22 protein-coding genes and 1 pseudogene are annotated in these 22,861 nt (G+C 42.4%); 2 read left to right on the top strand and 21 right to left on the bottom strand.

The window, feature by feature from the left end:
• Nucleotides 1–69 precede the first annotated feature (69 nt).
• The 5 genes from ACFVRY_RS00885 to ACFVRY_RS00865 all read right to left on the bottom strand — a co-directional run bounded on the left by ACFVRY_RS00885 (nucleotide 70) and on the right by ACFVRY_RS00865 (nucleotide 5,169).
• Nucleotides 70–630, bottom strand: a complete 561-nt coding sequence (locus tag ACFVRY_RS00885; RefSeq protein WP_387496081.1) for a TetR/AcrR family transcriptional regulator — start codon at nucleotides 628–630, stop codon at nucleotides 70–72.
• Between the two features lie 298 nt (nucleotides 631–928).
• Nucleotides 929–3,124 carry an alpha-galactosidase gene (locus ACFVRY_RS00880; protein ID WP_387496078.1) on the bottom strand — a complete coding sequence of 732 codons (2,196 nt, stop codon included), beginning with the start codon at nucleotides 3,122–3,124 and terminating at the stop codon, nucleotides 929–931.
• 83 nt (nucleotides 3,125–3,207) lie between these two features.
• A complete protein-coding gene (locus ACFVRY_RS00875; protein WP_387496076.1) occupies nucleotides 3,208–3,822 on the bottom strand; it encodes a hypothetical protein in 615 nt (204 codons plus the stop codon).
• A 48-nt stretch (nucleotides 3,823–3,870) separates the two neighbouring features.
• The gene (locus ACFVRY_RS00870; RefSeq protein ID WP_387496073.1) at nucleotides 3,871–4,197 is read right to left on the bottom strand and encodes a hypothetical protein; all 327 of its coding nucleotides are present in this window, start codon (nucleotides 4,195–4,197) and stop codon (nucleotides 3,871–3,873) included.
• Nucleotides 4,198–4,287: 90 nt separating this feature from the next.
• Nucleotides 4,288–5,169, bottom strand: a complete 882-nt coding sequence (locus ACFVRY_RS00865) for a LysR family transcriptional regulator (RefSeq protein ID WP_387496071.1) — start codon at nucleotides 5,167–5,169, stop codon at nucleotides 4,288–4,290.
• A 134-nt stretch (nucleotides 5,170–5,303) separates the two neighbouring features.
• Here ACFVRY_RS00865 and ACFVRY_RS00860 point away from each other — a divergent pair, with 134 nt between their 5' ends.
• Both ACFVRY_RS00860 and ACFVRY_RS00855 read left to right on the top strand, forming a co-directional pair.
• A complete protein-coding gene (locus ACFVRY_RS00860) occupies nucleotides 5,304–6,044 on the top strand; it encodes an SDR family NAD(P)-dependent oxidoreductase (RefSeq protein WP_387496068.1) in 741 nt (246 codons plus the stop codon).
• 65 nt (nucleotides 6,045–6,109) lie between these two features.
• The gene (locus tag ACFVRY_RS00855) at nucleotides 6,110–7,171 is read left to right on the top strand and encodes an endonuclease/exonuclease/phosphatase family protein (RefSeq protein WP_387496066.1); all 1,062 of its coding nucleotides are present in this window, start codon (nucleotides 6,110–6,112) and stop codon (nucleotides 7,169–7,171) included.
• A 163-nt stretch (nucleotides 7,172–7,334) separates the two neighbouring features.
• Here ACFVRY_RS00855 and ACFVRY_RS00850 read toward each other — a convergent pair whose 3' ends face one another.
• The 16 genes and pseudogenes from ACFVRY_RS00850 to ACFVRY_RS00775 all read right to left on the bottom strand — a co-directional run bounded on the left by ACFVRY_RS00850 (nucleotide 7,335) and on the right by ACFVRY_RS00775 (nucleotide 22,845).
• Complete coding sequence (locus ACFVRY_RS00850) at nucleotides 7,335–9,389, bottom strand: methyl-accepting chemotaxis protein (protein WP_387496064.1); 2,055 nt, start codon at nucleotides 9,387–9,389, stop codon at nucleotides 7,335–7,337.
• A 187-nt stretch (nucleotides 9,390–9,576) separates the two neighbouring features.
• Nucleotides 9,577–10,197 carry a YcnI family copper-binding membrane protein gene (locus ACFVRY_RS00845; RefSeq protein ID WP_387496061.1) on the bottom strand — a complete coding sequence of 207 codons (621 nt, stop codon included), beginning with the start codon at nucleotides 10,195–10,197 and terminating at the stop codon, nucleotides 9,577–9,579.
• A 29-nt stretch (nucleotides 10,198–10,226) separates the two neighbouring features.
• On the bottom strand, nucleotides 10,227–10,895 hold the full coding sequence (locus tag ACFVRY_RS00840) for a response regulator (protein WP_387496058.1): 669 nt from the start codon (nucleotides 10,893–10,895) through the stop codon (nucleotides 10,227–10,229).
• Nucleotides 10,892–11,710 (bottom strand): sensor histidine kinase, encoded by an 819-nt coding sequence (locus ACFVRY_RS00835; protein ID WP_387496055.1) that lies wholly within the window; start codon nucleotides 11,708–11,710, stop codon nucleotides 10,892–10,894. Before ACFVRY_RS00835 ends, ACFVRY_RS00840 begins: the two co-directional genes overlap by 4 nt.
• A gap of 388 nt (nucleotides 11,711–12,098) precedes the next feature.
• Nucleotides 12,099–12,893: an AAC(3) family N-acetyltransferase gene (locus ACFVRY_RS00830; RefSeq protein ID WP_387496052.1), complete on the bottom strand. Its 795-nt coding sequence runs from the start codon at nucleotides 12,891–12,893 to the stop codon at nucleotides 12,099–12,101.
• A 366-nt stretch (nucleotides 12,894–13,259) separates the two neighbouring features.
• Nucleotides 13,260–13,892: a hypothetical protein gene (locus ACFVRY_RS00825; protein WP_387496050.1), complete on the bottom strand. Its 633-nt coding sequence runs from the start codon at nucleotides 13,890–13,892 to the stop codon at nucleotides 13,260–13,262.
• A gap of 577 nt (nucleotides 13,893–14,469) precedes the next feature.
• Complete coding sequence (locus tag ACFVRY_RS00820) at nucleotides 14,470–15,585, bottom strand: GTP pyrophosphokinase (RefSeq protein WP_387496047.1); 1,116 nt, start codon at nucleotides 15,583–15,585, stop codon at nucleotides 14,470–14,472.
• 92 nt (nucleotides 15,586–15,677) lie between these two features.
• On the bottom strand, nucleotides 15,678–15,806 hold the full coding sequence (locus ACFVRY_RS00815; RefSeq protein WP_387496044.1) for an IS3 family transposase: 129 nt from the start codon (nucleotides 15,804–15,806) through the stop codon (nucleotides 15,678–15,680).
• Between the two features lie 160 nt (nucleotides 15,807–15,966).
• Nucleotides 15,967–16,269, bottom strand: coding sequence for an IS3 family transposase (locus tag ACFVRY_RS00810; protein ID WP_387496041.1), 303 nt, complete (start codon nucleotides 16,267–16,269; stop codon nucleotides 15,967–15,969).
• Between the two features lie 561 nt (nucleotides 16,270–16,830).
• A pseudogene (locus ACFVRY_RS00805) lies at nucleotides 16,831–16,962 on the bottom strand (DUF255 domain-containing protein); the annotation flags it as partial.
• Nucleotides 16,963–17,140: 178 nt separating this feature from the next.
• Nucleotides 17,141–18,022: a DUF2971 domain-containing protein gene (locus tag ACFVRY_RS00800; protein ID WP_387496038.1), complete on the bottom strand. Its 882-nt coding sequence runs from the start codon at nucleotides 18,020–18,022 to the stop codon at nucleotides 17,141–17,143.
• A gap of 54 nt (nucleotides 18,023–18,076) precedes the next feature.
• Entirely contained in the window at nucleotides 18,077–18,955 is an 879-nt protein-coding gene (locus ACFVRY_RS00795) for a hypothetical protein (protein WP_387497773.1), read from the bottom strand.
• A complete protein-coding gene (locus ACFVRY_RS00790; RefSeq protein WP_387496035.1) occupies nucleotides 18,924–19,214 on the bottom strand; it encodes a YaaC family protein in 291 nt (96 codons plus the stop codon). Before ACFVRY_RS00790 ends, ACFVRY_RS00795 begins: the two co-directional genes overlap by 32 nt.
• Nucleotides 19,211–20,233: a YaaC family protein gene (locus tag ACFVRY_RS00785; RefSeq protein ID WP_387496032.1), complete on the bottom strand. Its 1,023-nt coding sequence runs from the start codon at nucleotides 20,231–20,233 to the stop codon at nucleotides 19,211–19,213. Before ACFVRY_RS00785 ends, ACFVRY_RS00790 begins: the two co-directional genes overlap by 4 nt.
• Nucleotides 20,234–20,775: 542 nt before the next feature.
• On the bottom strand, nucleotides 20,776–21,690 hold the full coding sequence (locus tag ACFVRY_RS00780; protein WP_387496030.1) for a hypothetical protein: 915 nt from the start codon (nucleotides 21,688–21,690) through the stop codon (nucleotides 20,776–20,778).
• A 198-nt stretch (nucleotides 21,691–21,888) separates the two neighbouring features.
• A complete protein-coding gene (locus tag ACFVRY_RS00775) occupies nucleotides 21,889–22,845 on the bottom strand; it encodes a restriction endonuclease (protein WP_387496028.1) in 957 nt (318 codons plus the stop codon).
• Nucleotides 22,846–22,861 lie beyond the last annotated feature (16 nt).

Below are 22,861 nucleotides of genomic sequence, written 5' to 3'. Positions count from 1 at the left end.
AGACCCGCAGACAGAGAGACTCTTACAAAGTCCTCTGCTCTGTGGGTTTTATGGACTTCAGACGCTTCGTTACAGCTTAATCGCTTTCCAACAAGCTTCTAGCGTCTCCTTCTCCCTCTTTTCATCCAGATCATATTTTTGAATATAATAGCCCTTTAATACCGAAGCTACAATCCCATAGGTAATCTGATGACACAACGGGGCATCCATATCCCGGATCAGACCTTGTTTCTGCCCTTCGGACAAGATGGACATAATCTCCTGGATCTCACCTGTTTCATCCATATTACGCAATTCCGGTGGTATATACGGCGAAAAGGAATAGCTGTCGCTGAACAGAAATTCCTTACGGTATTTCATTCCAAAGCGTATTCGATTCCGATGAAGACTGGTAAAGCGCTCATACAGACTGGCATTGGAGTCATAGCCCTCCAGCAGACTATAGCCCATCTTATTTCTTGCTAATCTGTATACTTCGTGGACCAGCTCGTCCTTGGTTCGAAAATAATTAAATAGCGTGCCCGATCCTACCTTTGCCTTTTTCAAAATCTGGGCAATGGTAACCGACTGCAACCCCAGTTCGTCAATCAAATCGAGCGTGGCGTCGGTGATATCTTCTCTTTTCCCCAATTCCATACATCCTTTCCATTCCTCGCACAAACTCAATATTTAGATTCGCTTTGTTCGCACAAGTAGTCAAGCACTGGATTTCAACTTCAACTTTAAGGTTTATAAAAATAATAACAGCTTTAGCCCATTTATACTTTAATTATTCTGAATTAACTTAATTTGAACTGACGCCAGAAGGGTACACCCTATAACTGCAAGTGGAAACATTACCGAGGAAGGGCCAGCAGATATAAAAAGATGACTTCCGAAATATCGGAAGTCATCTTTTTGGCCTCACCTAAAGTTTGGCTGTATCAAATTACCCTTGCACTTTTCTAAAACGCCAGAGCAAGCTTTGGAAGTCTCCGTGAAGATCAGGCAGTGGCAATCCGGCATACATAAGCAGGTCCCCGCCATATACGCCGCCGCCTTCAACCCACTCATAATCCGCCTCAGGGTCAAGTCCCTTCAGACGCAGGTAGTGAAGCGGATCATTCGGCTCGGCAAGTACACGCGCATACACCACTACAGCTTCAGATTTATCCTCAGCAGCAATCATCCAGGCGGTCTCATTGCCTTCAAAAGGACTTAGCAGTCTGTACTGCTCACCGAACTGAACCAGGGAACGCAGCTCTTTATAGAGCGCTACTTGTTCCTTCACAGCAGCCTTCTCTTCTTCGGTAAATTGGGTCAGATCCAGCTCATACCCGAAGTTACCAGACATCGCGATATGCCCGCGCATTTCCAGAGAAGTAGAGCGGTGCACCTGATGGTTCGGAACCGCAGAGACGTGGCTGCCCATAGAACTAATCGGGTAGACGATGCTGGTTCCGTACTGGATTTTCAGTCTGCTGACGGCATCTGTATTGTCGCTTGTCCAGGTTTGCGGCATGTAATACAGCATCCCTGGGTCAAAACGTCCGCCACCACCGGAGCAGCTCTCGAACAGGATATTCGGGAATTCAGAAGTAATCCGCTCCAGCATGCCGTACAGACCCAGCATATAACGGTGCGCTGTCTCACGTTGTCTTTCCGGTGGCAGCAACGCAGAACCAATCTCGGTCATGTTGCGGTTCATATCCCATTTAACATAAGTGATCGGTGCACTACGCAGCACTTCCACGATCTGGTCGCCAATAGCCTGGCAAACATCCTCACGGGAGAAGTCCAGCACCAATTGGGTACGGCCCAGGGTACGGCGACGGTCCGGCACATGCAGACACCAGTCTGGATGCTCACGGTACAGTTCGCTGTCCGGGGAGATCATCTCCGGCTCGAACCAGAGGCCGAATTGCATGTCCAGCTTATTCACGCGTTCTGCCAGATCTCCGAGACCTTCCGGCAGCTTCTTCCGGTCAACGAACCAGTCGCCGAGCGAGCTGCGGTCATTATCACGGTGTCCAAACCAGCCGTCATCTAGTACGAACAACTCGATTCCCAGTTCAGCGCCAGCACGAGCGATATTCTCGATCTTCTCCGCATTGAAGTCAAAATAAGTTGCTTCCCAGTTGTTAACCAGCACCGGACGGGTGCGATCACGGTAAATCCCGCGGGCCAAGCGGGTACGATACAACTTATGGTAGGTTCTGGACATCGCTCCGATACCATCTGGGGAGAATACCAGTACCGCTTCCGGGGTCTGGAACGACTGTCCAGCTTCCAGCAACCAGTTGAAATCGAATGAATTAATCCCCATAGACAAGCGGGTCGTCTTGTAAGAGTCCACTTCTACCTGCGCGGAGAAGCTTCCACTATATACGAGGCTGACACCGTACACTTCACCGTGGTCTTCATCTGCGCCATGGGACAGCAGGGCTACGAATGGATTTTGGTTATGACTGCTTGATCCTCTGCGGCTCTCTACTGCCTGCATGCCAGAAGCAAGCGCTCTGCGCTCTATATACCGCTCACGTGTCCATGTGCCAGACAAATGCAGCAGTTCGTAATCCGAAGTACGGAAATCTACGCTCATACTATATCCACGCAGCAGGTTGAGAGAGGCTTGTCCTTCATTCACAAAACGAACAGAACGAGTAACCGCGTTCAATTCCTCAAATACGGTATAGGATAAAATAATGCGGAGCCCTGCAACAGCGTCTACCAATTCAAGCTCCAAGGTCTCGGCTTCATCTTCATGTTCTGTATACGTAGCCGGGAGTCCTTCCAGTGCCGGTTTCCCTTTGTAAATGCGGTGTTTATCATACAGAGCCTCAGAGGCAGTAGTTCCATTCTCAGCCTGAATCTGATAGGCCGGATTGCGGAAATCGCCTACACCGTATGATGGATATTCCTGAGCAAGCGTATCATAGGAAAGCGTCATATCGTCCGGAAACGGACTTGGTGAGAAAGAACAACGCTCTGTGCGTTTCAGAATGGATGACAACGCACCGGAACGAATCTTGCGGCCCCAATACACATGTGCCGGGATTCCGGTGTGGAGAAGTTGAATGACATAGCTGGTTTCTTTACTCTGTAGATGAAAAATACGTTCTTCTGCAAGATATTGAATTCCCATTATACCCTCCGTAGGTGTTACGCTAGTAATAAATCAACCTTCATTATATTATGAAATCGCTTCATTTACGATATAGTAATATTTCACTTGGCATATTGTAATATTGCAATGGCTGCACGTTCACGCCGCGCCGGATCAGGGCTTTTCAGTGCTTTTTTCAGGATATCAAGGGCTTCAGCTACTGTCTCTTCATCTACACAAACCCCTTTATTCAAGAGATTTCCGGACGTCTCAGTGTCCCTGATCCAAAGATCCAGACGCGCTGCGGCAATGGGTTCTTGGAACATTGAGACTATTGCCTCTTCAGCGAGCAGTGCTTTTACAACAGGATTCAAAGCCGCATATGGAATGCTCGTCAGCCACGTCACCCCGCGCCGGTGGCATCTGCCATCTCCCTCTATATCAAATCGTTCATCGTAAAAATAGTCGCCTAGATCGCCTAGATGTACCCAGTCTCCGTCCGCAACGAGTAGATAATCCCCATCTTGCATCGTATGGACAAATAGGTTGACGACCTCTGCATGCCCTACCAGCTCCTGCCCCTGAAATCCGTATGCCTGCTGTAGTCTTTCATCTAGCTCATCCCGGTCAATTCCCTCCAGGTCCCCAAGACCCGAATAACCGATGCATACATAATGATCTTCCAAAAAGGCCTTCAGCAACTCTACTTCTTCTGACTTCAGCTGGAATAAATTCATCCCTGTCGCTCCCCTCTTCGTTCTCCTTAATAGTATCCAGGGGCATTGTTACAGTTTAATGAAGATTAATTTGAATATCCCCAGGTAGTTATTAGAGCCATCCAAGACAGGCAGCTTGAAAATAGAGAACAAAATGTAGTTCTCCCGTTCTGTGACCGAGTTAAGCACAGGCTTGCCGATCATATTGGCGATTCCCGCTCCCAATTTGCCGCCGCTCTCTTCGCTTATATTTTTGATGGCATAATCCACAAAATCCTCTTTACCAGGATTCGTAGCGAGCAAAGCAACTAACAACACAATAAGGAATAAAAAAAATCTTCCCGCCCCGCCTCTTCTGGTGCTTCTTCCCGTGTAAGGCCGATCAAACTCGTTCATAGTCATCCCTCCTATCTGAACAATAGAGCATTTGGGACAATCTGTAAATCAAAACCAACTCCAATCTTCCACCAATCAAGAAGCTGCAGGCTACTCCTGCAGCTCTTGACGTAAAAAATGGTATAGCTTAGCGCTGGAGCGTATCAATGGATATTCTGCAGTCTTACACAGGAGTCCGCAGCTCATATCAATGTGGGCTCCTGCAAGTTGCCGGGACACCGTACCGGTCGGCACCGAATTGAGCATTACCGCCGGCACGAGGGCGATTCCAAGACCAGCTGCAACATAATCTTTAAGCGCTACCATGCTTCCGATGACCATTGTATCCAGTGGAGGGCCACCGGATTCCTGCAGAACACTCTCCAGCTTTTTGCGGTAAGGGCAATGGGCTGCGGTAATCAGAATACGGTGTTCCCGGAGGTCTTCCGGGGTAATGCGCGGACTAGTAGCCAAAGGATGTCCTTCCGGCAGAAGCAGCAAGAATCGCTCTGTGAACAGCGGCTCAAAATAAAGTCCGGTGCCCAGCTCCGGGGCAGAACACAACGCCCAATCCAGCTCTCCACGCAGCAGTCGCTCACTGAGCGCCAGTGTTCCGGCAATCTCCACCTCGATCTTCACCTTGGGGTGTCGGTTAAGGAACGTCTTCAGCAGACCCGGCAGCCGGTAGGTGGCCGTCGGGTCTGTAACACCCATCCGTATGCTCCCGGCATCGCCAGTATGCAGCTCCGCCAAGTCGCTTTCCAGCCGTTCTATATCCTTAAGAATCTGCCGTCCTTGTTCATGGAATAGCCGCCCCGCCTCGGTCAGCACAATCTGTTTGCCGCGTTCAAGCAACTGCACACCCAGCTCGGCCTCCAGCTTCTGTATTTGCATAGTGACTGTCGATTGGGCATAATTCAGCTCCTCGGCTGCACGGTTGAAGCTCCCGGCACTGACTATAGCTTGAAAGGTTTTGTATGCTTTAATATCCATCTGGCTCCCCCGCTATTCCACAGTAATGAATTCAAAAAAAATGAACGAACTATTCATATCATTCAATTATACATAATCTCAACGCAGTTATAAAATAATAGGTATCCACAACAATAACAAGGAGAGAACCCAACATGGAATTAAAACATAAAATAGCCATTGTAACCGGAGGCGGAACGGGTATCGGCAGGGCCACCTGTCTGGAACTGGCGCGACGCGGCGCAACGGTTGCCGTCAATTATAGCCGCTCCAAGGCTGAAGCCGAGGAGACTGTACTATTGATTACCAATCAGGGAGGTCAAGCTTATGCCATACAGGCCAACGTCGCGAGTGATCAGGAAGTACGGGGTATGGTAGCAGATGTCGTAGAGCGATTCGGGACCGTTGATCTTCTCGTCAATAACGCCGGGATCACTAGGCATATTCCATTTCCTGACCTGGAAGCCGCTACCGAGGAGGTATGGGATGAACTCTACGACACCAATGTCAAAAGCATGTTCTTCTGTGCCAGAGCCGTGTCCACTTATATGGTGCAAAACGGCCAGGGCGCCATCGTTAATCTCGGTAGCATTGCCGGTGAGACCGGCTTCGGGTCCTCTCTGCCCTATGCCGTATCTAAGGCGGCCGTACATGGGCTGACCAAGTCTCTGGCCCGGGCCCTCTCGCCTCATATTCGCGTCAACTGTGTCGTACCGGGAGCTGTCGCAACACGGTGGTGGAATGGGCGGGAAGACCAAATGCAGAAGTTAGCTCCCAACCTCCTCCTGCAGCGGATTGCGGAACCCGGAGATATCGCCATCTTGATCTGCGCTGCTCTGGAGCAGGAGGCGATGACCGGGCAGATCATCACCGTCGACAGCGGCCAAACCTTATAAAAATACAATCATCTAGCCCCCACTACTCCCTGTATGTTACATTCAAAGGTAAAGGGAGAGATGAAATGGGGATCAGTATATTGAAAATCATAGGAGGGCTCTGTCTTGCCCTCGTGTTGGCGCTTGGCTGTTTTCTAGTCTATGTTACGGTGACCGATTACAAGCCCGCCGAAGTTACACCGCTCACAGTCTTCAACAACAGTGGATCTGTGCTACAGCAAGGGCAGCCTTTACAGGTAACGACCTTTAATATCGGTTACGCCGGACTGGACGCGGGTCAGGATTTCTTTATGGACGGCGGCAGCATGGCCCGCTCCAGCAGCAAGGCCCAGACGGTGAATAATCTTGAACAGATCACGTCTTTTCTGAAGACTTCGACTTCGGATATCTACCTGCTGCAAGAAGTAGACGTGAAGTCTTCCAGAAGCTACAAGGTGAACGAGGTCTCCTATATTACCTCAGAAATGCCGGATTACAGCCATGTTTTTGCCTTGAATTATTTAACGCCGTGGGTTCCGCTTCCGGTCCTTCATCCGATGGGTTCTGTACAGAGCGGGTTGCTAACCTTGGCTAAGCCCAAAAGCAGCAGCCAACTCCGTTATGATCTGCCGGGCAAAGAAAGCTGGCCTTATCAGCTATTTGAGCTGGATCGTGCGTTCATTGAGAGCAGGTTCCCAGTGGACAACGGTAAAGAATTAGTAATACTCAATGTTCATCTGTCCGCTTATGACAAGGGTGGCCACATCCGTAAGCAACAGTTGGAATATCTTAGTGCTTATATCGAAAAAGAAAGCCAGCACGGCAATTATCTTATCATCGGCGGGGACTGGAATCATACCTTGCCCGGCACAGATTCAGAGCTGTTCGAGACCACTCAGGGATGGCCGGCTTGGCTTCAGCCTTTTCCAGCAGACTTCCTTCCGGAAGGTTTTCATTGGGCGGTTGATCACGCAACGCCTTCTGTCCGCACCCTTGATGTACCTTACAGCGAAGGTGTGAACTTCCGGGCCGTCATTGACGGTTTTCTCGTCTCGCCGAACGTAGAAGTCACAGTAGTCCAGGGTCAGGAGCTGAATTTTGCGAATAGTGACCATAACCCGGTGACCGCGCAGTTTGTGCTTAAGTAGGTATATGTATGACAAAAGGACCCTGACGGGTCCTTTTGTTTTTTTGCATTCCCGCGAAAAGGAAGATTCAGCGATCTCCCTTCGCAGAATTCAATTTCAATCTGTCTCATGCCATGCTCGTTAAACAGCCTATAGAATCGACCTTTAGCTTGCTCCTATTATCTTATTCCGTCTTGAACCTGGCGGACGACTTCGCCAGATCCTTGGTCAGCAGGTCAATGGTTTCCACCATTTCGGCAAGCTGCTGCACCATCGCGGACTGATCATGCATCGTCGCTGTCACTTCCTGGACAGAAGCAGAGACCTCTTCCCCGGAAGCAGACAGGTTCTGCGAGGATTCCAGCATTTCTTCTTTATCCTGCTGCATACGGGATACTTCATCCGCCATTCCAATGATCTGTGCATTGATATCTTGTACATTCTTATACACAGTACGGAAGGCCTCTCTGGTTTTGCCTACATATTCATCTTGCTGGGAGGTGATATCTTTAATTTCCTGTACACTTTGATGATTCTCTTCCACGAACGCCAGGTTTTGTCCGATAATTTCGTTAATTACGCTTGCTTGTCTAGTACTTTGTTCCGCGAGCTTGCGAATCTCGGCAGCCACTACCGCGAACCCTCTGCCGAACTCTCCGGCTCTGGCAGCCTCGATGGACGCATTCAAGGCAAGCAGATTGGTCTGTTTCGCGATATTATTGATGGCGCCAGTAATTTTACTGATGTTATTAGAGCTTTCCTGCAGCTTCAGGGTGATAGCTGAGATTTTTTGCACTTCCGTTCCATTCTTCTCGCTAATCTTCCCAAGTTCCTGTACGATCAGACCGCTGGTATGGAAGACTTCCACGATTTCATCCGCCCGCTCTTTAGCCGATTGGGCTTTTTCATTCATAGAGACAAATTTCTCGCCGAAGCCGACGAACTTGTCTACGATCAGTTCGGTATCATTGGCCTGCGATTCCATCGCCTTGGCAATTTCCGTCGAAGTAGACGTCGTCTCGGAGATGGATTGCGCCGCCTGTCTGGAGGCATTGTCCAGATCGTGGGTACTTTCATTCAATACATTTATCGAAATGTTCATATTGGAGATCAATTCCTTGTTCTGCCGTACCATTTCATTGAAACTATCCGCCAGTTCTCTGAATTCACTATCGTAGCGCCCCGTTGCCGTTACCGACAAGTCCCCGGAAGATAGCTGGCGGAACAGCTTACTAAGTTGGGAAACCGGTCTTGTGATCGAGCGGGAAATTAGAAGTCCGCAAACGATAGCCAGTATAATCGCAAGCGCCGTTACCACAATGAGCTGATTCAGCATCAATGCAATCGGTTTCTTGATATCTTTATAGGTGTCGACAACGGCTACGATCCAATCCGAATCCGGAATTTTGTTATAGCGCACATATTCATTATCCGCATCAACTACACCTGTTACGATATCGCCTTCGGGCTTGATCGCCAACAGATCCTCAACGCCTTCGATCTTGGTTCCGATCAGCGACTCGTCCTTGGAGTTATATAGTTCTATACCACTGCGGCTTACAATTTCAATCATGCCTTCCCCGTTGATTTGAATCTTGCCGAGTTTCTCCGTGAAGAAATCGGAGGCAACCGTGGATGCATAGACACCGATCACCTTCCCATCAGGCCCCTTAACCGGCTGGGAGAAGACAATCACGATCTGGCCCGAGCTCTTAGACTTGATCGCATCACTGATAAATGCCTGCCCTGTAATAGCCTGCTGGTAATATTCCCGCTCTGATAAGTTACTGCCAATCAATTCCTTGTTGTTCCCAGCGACCATAATTCCTTTGGCATCCAGCAGAATCATGGACTGGTTGCCCGTGGTCTCCTTCTGGATCTTGATCAATTTCTCATTAGCAGAAGTCAATAGTGTGTTCTTGTCAGAGAAAAACTCCGTGTCTGATAAGGTGCCCGATGCTCTGAGCTTAAGTAGATCACCTAAGAGACTGTCCGTCGATATCAGGTACGAAGCCTGCTTCTGCAATTGAGCAGCCGTCCACAGTCCTTCCCCGATACGATCGGCGCTTGCAATAATTTCATCCTTGCTTTTCTTCAGCAGTAAGTTTGATCCCAAACTGTACACAGCCATCGACAGTGCGAACATGGCGATGATGACCAACCCGGTGATCAGTGCAGGAAGTTTGATCCGAAGAGACATGTTTCTGATAGTAAAGACCCCTTTTTTTAACTGGTTCACTTTGGTTAAACTCCCTCTTCTTCAGATGTGCATACATTTTTATGCTATTTCTTTCATTTTTATCGGAAGAAATTGATCTTAATTTAAGAGGAGTTTTTATTTAATACACAAAATTAAAATAAACCCTGACGCCATGTAGGACATCAGGGTTTATGAGGGATACAAATAGTGTATTGAGAGCGTGCGCTTAGGCCTGGCGGCGTCTGAATAGTCCAATGACTGCCAGAATCAAGGCCAAAATAGAAGCAATTAAAGCAATATATCCGACTGGAGAAGTAGATGATTCCGTAGCCGAATCAGTATTCTCTCCCATATCCATGTCCATGCCGTGGGAATGGCCGCCTGCCGAAGCAGTACCGGAGATTTCTGTAATGGAATGCGGACTCTCGCTGCCTTCTTCACCGGACCATTGTACAAGGGAACCATCTGCATAATGCTGATAAGCATCCCAAGCTACTTTGCCAGCCTGATCCGGATTTTTGGCGGTAAACGTGAAGCGCTGGAACTGCCCGGACTGAATGCCGTCTCCTGTAGCGATCCAGCTCACTTTATTACCGTCAATGCTTACTTTCCAACCTGGAGTGGTCTCATATTGCTTAAATTCCACGCCTGCCGGCATACGAAGATCTATTTGCACAGTGGGTGAATCTTTCTCCACAGGTACCTTTAAGGTGTAAGTCTCCCATGCGCCTACGCCCGATTGGGATGGGGAAACAGTAACATGCGCGCTCGCTACAGCTGCGAAGAGCAGTACAAGTGCGACGGATGGTGCGATTAGAGTCATTAGTTTGCGATAAAGATTTTTCATAGTAGCCCCTCTTCTAAATCGTGTGATATTTATGATTTGTCTTTGGGAAATTGCAAGGATCGTGATGCCAGTCCCTGCTCTAATGCGTATCTGGTCAACTGGGTCCGGTTCTGGAGCTGAAGCTTTTGCAAAATATTCTTCAAGTGGTTCTTCACCGTATGCTCCGATATGCCCAGAATGACACCGATCTCCCTATTCGTGGAACCGGACGATACACAGTCTAGTATCTCCTTCTCCCGTGCGGTTAATGCCTCTCTCTCCTCTATCACAGAGGGAACAGCAAATTCCTTAAGGATCTGCACGGCCAGCTCCCGACTGAGCGGGACCTCTTCATGCATAATGGACTGCAAATATTGAATCCAAGTCGACGGCGCGAGATTTTTCAGCAAATATCCCTGTGCGCCCTGCTTCAAGGCTTCGAACAAATAGGAGATTTCATCCGAGACGGTGACGATCACGATTTTCACATAAGGATATCCCTGTTTAATTCGCCGGGTAGTCTCCAGCCCGTCCATCTCTGGCATCTGAATATCAATCAGAATGAGGTCAGGCATCCACTGCTCTGTAAAAGCTATGGCTTCCGCCCCGCTCGCCACCACCCCTATGACTTCAAAGCTATCATCCATGGATAAAATCTCACTCATCGCCTCACGCGCATGAGCATGGTCATCTACGATCAGAACCCGGAATCGCTTCATGCCGGAACGCCTCCTTTGGTAATCTCCACCACGGTTCCCCCGTCTCCTGAATCTACCCGCAGTCCCCAGCCCATGCCTTCCGCACGTTCCTTCATGATCTGGAGACCATAACTGCCGCTCACCTCAAACGGATTATGCCGGAACCCTTCGCCATCGTCGATCACCGTCACTCGCCAATGGTCCTTGTCGCCCTCGCCGGAGATCGACACCCTGGCTGCCCGCGTATGCTTGCGTACATTAATGATGGCTTCACGGATGCATGACAGCAGCTCGGCTTTCTCTTTGGCAGTGAACGCCTGATCCGGTAGCCTCCAATCCAAAGAGACGTCGATCATGACCTCGCCTGCAATTTGTTCCAACTGACCTTTGACAGATTGCTCCAGCGAGAATGGAACTTGGTCTGAGACCGGAATTTTGAGATTGGCTATCGCCTGACGGACGTAGCGGTCCACTTCATGTACCGTCTTCGTAATCTGACGCACACTGTCCTCGCTGACCTCACCATTCTTGCGGTTGTTTTCCAACCGATCGATTTTAACCGACAGCAGAAATAGCGATTGCGCCATTCCGTCGTGCAGCTCCTTGGCCAATCTTTCCCGCGCCTCCATGGCGTTCTTGACCGCACGTTCCTGTTCCAGCTCCCGTTGACTCCGCTCCATGATCGAGAACAACGGGACCAACAGCACAATGCTTAGCAGAAACACAAGCACCGGTGTCAAGTAATTTCCCATATCCATAGAGATGTAATCCATCAGAAATTGATGGCGGACAATCTCCCAGACCCCAACCATAATCGTCGGAAGCAGCAAGATCATCAGCTTGATTCGTTTATACGTGGCTGTCCCCTCCCAAAAACCTTAATATCTACCATATCACCGCAGGGATGTCGTCGGCATGACTCGAAAGGGCTATACGGTCCCTATAATTGTTACAATTTTAAGTATTTAAAATAAAGCAAAGTTAAACATCAGCTGTTGGCGCTGGGTGAGGCCGCTGCGGGTTCGGGGGGTTCTTACGATCGCTGTTAAAGCCCGATTACTGGATTGTAAAAGGAGTTAACGGTTGTAATCGGGCTTTAAAGGCGACCACTATCGTTTCTTCAGAATCCCCCCGACCCTCCGCTCTGTACGTGCATCTCAAAATGATATTAAATAGAGCCTTAATAATTGGGGCTTTTTATAAGTAGGCTATTTTCAAAAGGACTTATCTTCTATTCCGATTCATCCATTCTAAGGCGTAATCAACCATTTCTCTCTGCGGTATCAGATAACTCTTAGCTTCTCCTACTAGTCCCTCTTTTACCAAGTCACTGTTGGACTTGAAGTCATCAAAAATCTGACCGAAATCGTCAGATTCATTATTAATGTCATCATAAGTAGACCACTGTTCAACTCCATCCACTAACATTTTCACTCCCCAGACTTTCGGTCGAATAAAGGTATTCTTCTGTCTGTACTCCGCTAGATGTAATGAAGTATTCGTATCCGCTGGAACGCCAAGGAATAGAATATATCCCTCTAATTCATAGATCCTACCCAGGGGAGAGATCTCGCTTAACCCATAATCCAAACTATGACTGTCCGTTATGCGCTTAGCATTCTTCCCCCACGCAGCAAATGAAACATGAGGATGTGAACTTCGGAGCACTCCGTTTTGTTTTCTAAACGTTTCAGGAATGAATCCCATATATGAAGTTGGCGTAATATCAGGGTAATAGATAGGCATATTTTCTTTTATTATTTGTATTTCTTCTTCAGTCAAACCATCATTATACTCCATCGATTCACACAAATGTTCAGTTTGTGTCGGCATAACAATATTTCCATTCAGCCCTACTGCTTCTTCCAACGCTAATATAACAGTGACAGGTCCCCCTACAACTTTTCCTAAAGCTTTCAGGGAAGCATGGACGATCAATGTCATGCCCTCTTTAACACCGATTTGTTTTAGATCTTTAATGATTGAATTTTTCGTTTGCAAAGCATGGGAGGGTTGCATTTTTGGCTCCTTGAAAATGTATTTAAAAGTAAAGCGGGATTGTCTGATAATAGAATATGTTTATTGTATCATCTAATGGGAGGATGTTATGCGGGATACTATAGTTAAAACAAAAAACTCCTGCTGTGTAAGCAGGAGTTCCTGTAATAGATGATTCATAGAAGTATCTCATCGATGAGGAGAACGTGTAGAGTATAACTAGCCCTACTCAACAGATAATAAGACAGGTGTTATTCTCCTATTTTAACATTATCAAAAATATTTTTCCAAACAAAAGAACCGATTCACTGGATAATGTACGTATTACAACAAGTACCCTTAAACAATCTAGCCTGTTCTACCATAATATGACGTTTAAGTGGAGTCCTAATCTTCCCGAGTTGGCTTAATATAATCAATGATTCTTGAAGCAACAAAAGCCAGTACCACAATTTCAAAGGCTTTTGAAATAACTACATGAATCATGTATAGTAATTGAATTGAATTTTCATTTGTAATAATATTTCCATACTCTTCTATTGTCTTACTAACTGGTAGAGAATAGATAAGAGAAAAACTAAAATAAATGGATTCAAAAAGTGTGATATTTTCTGCCTTAGAAACAATTCCCCAAAATGAATAAATTAAAGCAAATACTAAATGAGGTATTGTAATAAAATAAACCAAATAAAAAAATAGTCTGAGTCTTTCTATTGTTGCATTATTAGTAGTCTCATAAAGTATCTTCCGTATGCCCTTAATTGCACTAGTTATCAAAATAAAGAATAAAACTAAACTTGCACTTGTAATTGTTAAATAGAACAAAATCCATCCCCAAACATCAAACTTATTATAAAACATTGGATAAATATTGTATGCAGTTACAGCAAACAATAATTGTAATAGAGGTGAGTAATATAAGAGTAATTTAATTGGCCCTCTTAAAAAAAACACTATAATAACTGGAAGAAATACTGCTAGTAAACTAAAAAGTAATGATAGTATGCTTTGCAAAATCATATCTTACCCCCATAATACTAAGTTTTCACATAACTTTTTTATGTATTCCTGACCCGTTAGTTTATTTGCCGATCTCTACTTTTCGCAATAATATCTGCAGCCAAGGAGTGAATACGACTAAGCAGGAGTATCCTATTATATGCCCTTCCTTTTCTACTATTTCTTCTAGTGTCAAAAATCTAAAGTGCAGAGACTTATGAAGTTCGTTGCTTTTCTTTTCGGTTATTTTTATTGTTCCCTAGAATCTAAATTGATTCTATCAAATTCAATGATCTATAGCTTAAAAGGCTTCCAGTTTGGGTTTCATAATAAAAAAGCACCTCAAGAACTTCCTGTAGAACTAAAACTTCAATATATTTATTTGTTTTTTTGCTTTGAGGTATTTTTAAAACTTTGATTTACTTAGTAATATATAAACGTCTTATTCCCTACAACTTGACCCTCTGGGAGTTTTCTTGAAATTTATTTTTTCTGTTTTCATAAACCGTCAAGCCCGCCGCGTGAGTATCATACTATACACGCAGGCTCGACTTCTTTGAAATCACCTTCGAATTCCAGCTCATTTACATCCCGCTTGTTATTCTTCCTTTTCAGTGTCACTTTCAAATTCCTTAGGATTATAGTTTCTTATTTCAATTCCTGCCTTTCGTAATTTTTCTAGATCTCTTTTCCAATATGAAAACCAATTTTCACCATTCCCAGACTTACTATAAGGATGTAAATGATAAATATTCTCTCCTATTCCGGCTAATAACACATCCTCAAACCTAGAAAGTTGTCCTTGACGCGTTCCCCAAATAACTCTACTAATTAAATCATCGTTTAATCCATTAATACAGTCATCTATTTGTTTGAAGTTAGTAAAACCCATCTTGATTAATATATTTGCCTCGTGTTTATAAGAGAAAGAATTAATACGACCGTCTGTCCCAAATTTCTTGTTAAGATACTCTTTTAGGGCATCTGGCGTAATTTCCACATCTTCTAAACGCCCTTCTTGAACATTTGTTCTAGATTGATATCTAAGTCTTTCATCCTCATCTTGAATTGATTGAAATTCACGGTCAGCTATTTCAATTAAACCTGCCAAATCCATAAACCTACGCTTTATGGTTCTAGGTATAGCAACATTAGATTTATATTGAATATCATGCTCAATTTCAGCCCATGCGTGTTGTAGGATAGTCCTAACTTGGATTTCAGCTAACAAACCATGAAAATTTTTGTATTCAGCAAGACTATTTCGAGTTGTATTAAGCTTTATTAGATAATGTATACTCTGATATCCTAATCTTTCATCCAACAATTCACTTTTATCACTTCGTTCAATAACTTCAAATTCACTATTTATCAACTCGTCAACAAGTTTAACTGTTTTTGGGAAGAAAGTGATAATTCTAACCCCGGCTAGATCAGTAATTTCTTTAAGAGGGTCTTTATATTTGGGCTTGCGAGGATCTTCATTAGAAGGCTTAAAAGCCTTTTTCCCAAAACTTTCAACCTCTTTGGATCTCGACTCAATTGAATGATAATACACATCATTAATTTCAAGACAATTTCTCAATATACTGTCTAACGCTATGCTAAATGCTTTGTAAAGTGGTTGAATCTTCATGTATTCGTATTCTGCCTTATGTCTATGCTCTTCAAAATTAAAACCAATTGTTTCTAAGCTTTCGTTATCCTCTAACATTTTCTGGTCTCCCTTACTTGTATATTTAATTACTTGACATAGTTTTCTTGGGGTTACGTATAACGCAATAGTTTGAATTTCGCCTGAAATCGTTAGTAGTTAAAAAAGCAGATATATTCGTCAACGGCTTGATGGATCTCTGTTTGTGACTTACCCTGGTAAAGATACAATTTTTCTGTCTTCAGATGTGAAAAGAAAGATTCAATACAGGTGTTATTCAAGCAGGTTGCTTGCGAGAATGGCTACCCTGACCCTATCGTGTGTTGTACGCCTCAGACGTGTATTGGAGGTCAGGGTCCGAATGGAGTACGGCTTCCAATACATCTCTTTTTCGTGCCCATTGCTCAATCGTATCCAGTGCTAGCTTTAACATCATTACGTTTATATACTCGCCAAGAACTCAATCTCATTCTTAAAGATATCCTGAACAACGGATAGGTAATAAAAGTGAGTACCATTCAAGGGATACGTGATATCCGTCATAAGCTTCTGCTGATTAGCTGTTGCATGCAACTGGTGCTTTAATCGGTTAGAATAAAACACGGAAGAAGCATAGTTGGAGCGATTCCTTTTCTTTCGAATGACGGACTGAATCGAGAGCTCTCTCATAAGCCGCCATACCTTCTTATGGTTAACAGAGATCGCCTGCCTCCCACAGGGGTGTTCGCATTCGGGGATATCCAAAATAGGAATGGACTAAGTGAATGGTCACCATATGCTCTTTATAATTTCTTGCTCCTATGCATGAGCTTCTGCCCGCTAGAAGTGTGTACCTCGCCACTTGTGGACTTTTGCTCGAGATAGACCTGTAATGGCTAATAACGGATAACGCCACGCAGGTCACGCAACTCTCTGATTACTGCGTACTTGTCTTGAAGTCTAAGATTCACTCGTTAGCAGATTTAAATACCGCTTTTTAGGTAGTCCACCTTTGCCTTAAAGCAATCCCGTTCTACTTCAATACTGGCAAACGCCGCACTAGGGCGTACTTTCATAGGGTTTGTTGAACCCTTGCGTATATCGAATGGCCCTACATTTTGAATTCCTCAGTATACGATTGAAGGACTTGCCCCTTTTTTGCCTTACAAAAATCCTCTCCAAGTTCACTCATTTCCTCACGTTAATACTTAATGTTTTATACGAGGGTCTAATTTGAAGGGAATAATTTATTATCAGGAGTTTTATAAAATTGAATGACGCAAACACGCCATCAATGACAGGTACGTGTAAATCAACAACTAGCTATTTATTCTCCTGCTTAGCTTTATCAAAAGCTTCTTCCGACCAAGGGAACCAGTTCACCGGGTTATGTACGTGTTGCAGCAGATACGGCGATTTTCCCTTGGCTAATCTATTGAGTACTTTTTGAGTTATCATGGGGAATCATCTCTTTTGGGTGGGATTATTGCTTAAGGTTTATTTATCCAAATTAATGGGGGAATTCACAGGGAATTACTCGTCACCACGAAGTACGAGGATACTGTTATAGAAAATATGCTAATATATACATATAAAATATACCAGAAAGGGTGTGTCGCCAAAACGAAATATTACTTCAGTTTATTCTCTTTGGTTTTAGCTGGTAAGCACTATTGATTTCTTTAAATTCCAGTTTATATAGAGGCACTTTCAACTCATGACTTATTTTAAACAAATTGTCGAAATGTATCGAGGTGCATTTTTCTCCAACATAAATTTCAAAAGGCCTCGCTTTAATAAAAGGCATTCCAATTGAAGTATTTCCTGCTGAACACCTGAACTCCATCTCATATTGCCAACTACTTTGTTTTATATTCTGAAGAAAAACAGTAGTATACACCATCATCAAATCATCTATCAAAATTCTTTTACTACCTTGACTCATTTGGCGGTGCTTCTGCTTCAAAATATAGTCAACAGTTTTCACCATAATATCAGTAATGTCGACTCTTTTGTCAGTATACTGAATAGGGAGTGTACTACTCTTTAAGTTTAGGTTATCAGCCTCATTCATATTGTAAGCAATACAGAAGCCCTTATGGTTATTAGCGTAATGCGCCCACATTGGCATTGAGTTAAATCCCGCTGCTGAAAGTGATGCCGCTCTAGAATTGAACATTATTTCATCACCTAGACGACCATCAAACGGACGCAATTCATCAAATTGCTTTAACTCATCATTTCTATAATAGAACGCTTTATTATCAAAGGGATCATTAAAATCACGACTGTCAGCAAGAAAGATCTTTTGTTCAGATAGTGTCTGCATCTTCAGATTATTTAGATTCTCATCATCGGTTAGACTCACATACTTATATAGAACATCACGAATATGTAATCTTGTTATTTGATATATCCAACGAAATACCTCATCTTTGTTTGAGCTACTATTCAATATTTCGATTGCTTTTATATAGTCCATTGGGTGTTCACGTCGATACTGCTCTATATCAGCCATATCACTATTCATTTTTACACCTCAATAAAATTAGTTTAAACCATTCCTACTACATCAGTTATGTTTAATATAGCCTACCCTAGGAAGACGCTTTACTTTACTAGGAGACAAGTCGTGATACAATCCGCAACGACTGCACCAAAACTTGGTTGACCCGAATGCCATGTACTCATTATCATCTTCAAAGTCTAGTAAAAGTCCCATCGCGGGGTTTTGTTTATAATCAAGATATTTTTTCATCCCTACATCATACGGTGTTTCGTTGTTAGCAAGTATCAACCAATCGTGCTCACAATTTCCACACGACTTGATGTTCCTGCTACACTGATACGGAATAGAAACGGGTTTCCGGTTTCCTACTTTGTAATATTCAAATTCATTGGTTTGTTGTGTCTGCCCTATTGTTATAACAAACATATCGCCACAAAGACAACTACGATACAAATTTGTGCCTTTCTGATAATCACTATTAATATACCATCCACTATGCGTTTTATCGGCATGCTGGGAGACACAATTATTACAGCAATGATTCTGTTGTTCACTAATGACTTTCACCTTGCAAAAAACACAAGTTAAACCTTCAATCATACGTGGGTAATCCAATTTAACATCATGTTGTCTCAATTGATGTGGATTAATCAGGAAGCAATCTTTACACAGCGTATAAACATCAGAAGGGGAAATAATTTTAATATGGCATCTATCACACCTTGTTTCAACACTTAGTCCAAAGAAGCGCCTAATCTTCATTACATTAGAAGTCTCCTTAATATCAACATAAATAAAAGCTGACATCTTTTCTGCTAAAAAAGTGCCACATTTATAATAAAAAATTTTAAACGTCATCTTAACCAGACAAGTGAAATAATAATGTTTCAATAATTGTTTCAAAGTCACACTAATTTCTGAAACCAGTTGCTCTAAAATCATCTCCAGAAATTTCAGACGAAATCATATCAATAAATTGATATAGGGATTTATTAATAAACTCTGAAAGCAACCAACCATGTTGACTAGCTATATGTGCATCTAATCGGTTGGGATCATATCTGGACAGTTCGCTCAGTCTATGCATAGCAGAAAAAGTAAGAATCAACGAATTTCTATTAACAACCCCAGTTGTAAGATTTCTCCTCTTATAATACCATAATTCATTAGTGCTATATATGTACACAAACTTTTTCCTCATTGCTCGATAATAACTTTTAAAGCCTTCAAGATTGACCCCATTATTTTTACTAAACCATGTAAAGGTTTCTCTGCTACGTAAATAATAGATATCCGTTTGTAGAAATCATCTCTATCGAAAGTATCTATATTTGTTAATGTTCGTGCGTTTGAATCTCCTTCCTCAAGTTGGAATTCAAGCCAACTTTCATTATTATTTTTATCAAAGACGAATCTTGGTTTAACAATGGGAATAAACAACTCAGGTTCACTATTAAATGTGAGTTTATATGCGCGATGAATAAACTCAAGATTATACAAAATGTTTTTCAATGTATGCGTTTCTGGAAAGGGTTTTGTATTTTTACGATTGATTAAATATTCTCTCACATTATTTTCGAACGCTTGGCGTTCAGCTGCGGAAACAAATTCTCTAGTTTTATTAGAGATGCCTCTAACAAGAACTTCAGCTTGATTAGATCCAAATATATTTACGTCTCTTGGAGTAAAGCTAACAGGTTCATTTAAGTATTCACATAAACCAGCAAGGACACCCTTTTTTTGTATACTGACGTACTCATTTTGCAACTTAATCTGACCAGCCTCGTGTTTTCCCGATACTCCATGTTGCAAATCGAAATTAATTCGTTTGTAGGTAAGTAATGCCTTTGTGGCATTCAAAAAACAATAGTATGTGGTTAATGGTTTAGCAACTAAATCTAGATTTGCAGTTGCTGTGTAAAAGTTTTTTGCTTGATTCCAATAGTTCGCAGCTTTATGGCAATGTTCTTCTTTGCCAGCACGCAAAAACAGCTCTATATAATGCCAATGAGAGTCAGTTAGTACCGTTTTTCTATCAAACTCGGGATAGACCACTGTTTTTCTTAGAATTAAATCTTTTCTATTATATTTTGAGCAAGGGCGCTCTATCAAAGGCTTGCTAGCCTCTTTCAAGTTGGAGACTTCATCTTTGAGTTTTTGTTGATTCTTTTCTAGTGAACTGATTTTTTTCGTTAATCTGGTTAAATTCTGTTCAGACAACCTGTATCGCCCCTTTATATAAAAACTTTAACTATATTTAGTTGTCGTTTTGCATGAGGTTTAGCTATATCCAATGCCTAACATTCAGTAAAAAGAGTGGGTAATTAGATCTATTAAAAATTATTTCCTATTACCATCACCTACACCAGAAATCATTTCCAATTACAACAAATTATAAAGCTCCTGCAAGCGACAGGAGCCTCAGCTCAATCTAGTTCTATATACCTTTCTCTCAAGCACTTTATCCGAATCCACCATACCGCCGACCTTGACACCAATCCTACCAGTTAACTGGCTGAACTTACCTTAACTCCATCTTTTCAAATCACGATACCGCCAATAATCGTGAGCAGTATCATTTTCTTTTGCTGGACTGAATCTTACCCTCATTTAATTACTTTAGGATTATACTAACAAATATAGCCCAAACTCTAGAAGCTTCGGGAAGTTTTGCTGTTCAGGCAAGTAAATGCGGTCATTAAGCACTACTTCCTAACCAACAACACACAAATCTCCACATGTGCCATCTGTCAATTTTGTCTTCAAGTAGCACCATCTATGTGCACTCCATTAAATAGGTTTGGGTAAATATCAAAAACATGCAAAATTTTGTTTATATTTTTTTTTGAAGTCACTGAAACTAAACCTGGTATATCTCTAAACTTAAAGAACTGATCATTTATACTACCAGAGTACTGATGTAGCAAGAACGCTAAAAAAAACTTTTCACCTGAAGATATAGATTGTGTCGCTCTTTTAAGATGCTCAAAATTCAAACCAACAACATCCATTTTTCTATCCATTGTACTTTTTCTTATTTCTATACAGTCTTCAAATTTTAATAAAGGAGTCTCAAATATCTCTTCCCACAAATCTTTTATAAGTTTGTACTTTGTATATTTTTGGTACTTAATTTTTAAAGACAGTTCCAAATCAGATAACACATTCATTAGGACGCCTATAAGGGTCTTCGCTTTCTCAAGCGAAAAACTATCGTTATTCCGACTTCCCGAACCTAAAATATATTCCCTTTTTGAAACTGTATTATCATGTGCAAGTTTGTTCCTATATTTAGATACCTCATCTATAATATTTTTATTAAATGACAGTTCAATCGATATAAGCTTTTGCATTTTTTGTAATAGCGCGACTGCGTCTCCTTTTGAAATAGATTTTATTTCAGCATCGATGATACTATAAAGGATGTAATTTGATGAATAGATATTATTCAGTATATCTGAATATTTGAGCTTTGGTTGCTTTTCATCTGATAACTTCTCTGGGAAGGCAGCGAGTATTCGCCTCAAAACCTCACAGATACTGCTTTCAAATAGGGCAAATGAGTAAACAAAAAAAGCCTCATAGTTTTGTTTATTCATTTGCCCGAACATATCTTTAATTTTCTCAAAGTTGACTCTAAGATCATTAATCAGTTCTTCACAAACAAAAACCCTCATGATGTTTTCACTTCCTTTTTCAAACTGCTATCTTTCTAATATTCATTCCTAAACTCTACCAAGTGAAATCACGTTCATAGATATCAAGAAAGTCTTAATAGGTATATCTAAATTACAGTATAATTTCTCTAGTAAAACGATACTTTTGCTGTTAACATCGGCAAAATCCCATTAAAACTCTCATAGCAATAAGTAATATTACTTCTCATGTGTTAAGTGTTTACTAATGGATTGCTGTTGCTTTCCATACTTCTTTCTCTTATTTGCGATAAGAATATCCAATCTATATACCCAGTCACTGCCTAAATGAGCATTAAAGAGAACATTAATATCTTCAAACGTCCATATTTGAATTCTCTTGTCGAAATTTCTGATGTTATCATTTACATAACCTGTACAGAATATCACTCCCCTGTTTACTTTATTTTCGAGGATAACATCTCGAAATGCTCTAACGGTCGTTAAATCCAGCTTGGTAGTTTTATACAGCTTGCATTCAACATATACTTGTTCTTCGCCATCTGTCCTTTCAATCTTTGCAATGACATCCTTGCCTCCATCACGAGTTGCGGTTGTCCATACCGTTTCATAGCCCATGCTCTCATATAAATTCTCAATTAACCATTCAAACTCTACAGACTTCAAATTAGTCAAATGCTCTAACGAATTTTCAAAATGAATGAACTTAGCCACTATTATTTGAATACTCTGGTCAACCCCATAAATTCTGTCATCTGGCAGGTTCGGCTGTGAATAGATATAGCTTTCAAGTGCCCTAATTGCTTTGTAAGGACTATGTGGCAATAATTCTAAAATCCACGTCAAACCTTCCCAGGCATCCTGTCCATTTTCAAGTCTTTTATATCTCTCACTATGGAACATATCTTTCGCAAAGTCCCTGTGAGCTTCGTTGTCTGAATCCTTCAAAAGCAAAAAAGTTTTGTAATCTGATACGTCAATTCCTCGAGTAATAGGGCATAGCAAACACCTTAATAATTCCTTAACATAGTCAGTCGACTTATTTTCAATTCCCTCAATAAGCTCCTCAACCCATTCATTATAAGGAATTCTTAAAGAAGGATATACTTGCTCCTTGCCACAAAGAACTAGATCTAACCATTCATCGAATGTATTGTAATTATCTGTATAATACATATATTTTAACTCCAAT

The sequence above is a fragment of the Paenibacillus sp. NPDC057934 genome (genome assembly GCF_042887565.1).
In the GTDB taxonomy this organism is placed as follows: domain Bacteria; phylum Bacillota; class Bacilli; order Paenibacillales; family Paenibacillaceae; genus Paenibacillus_AQ.
Note: the sequence above shows the minus strand (reverse complement) of the source record. Positions and strands in the feature narration are given on the sequence as shown.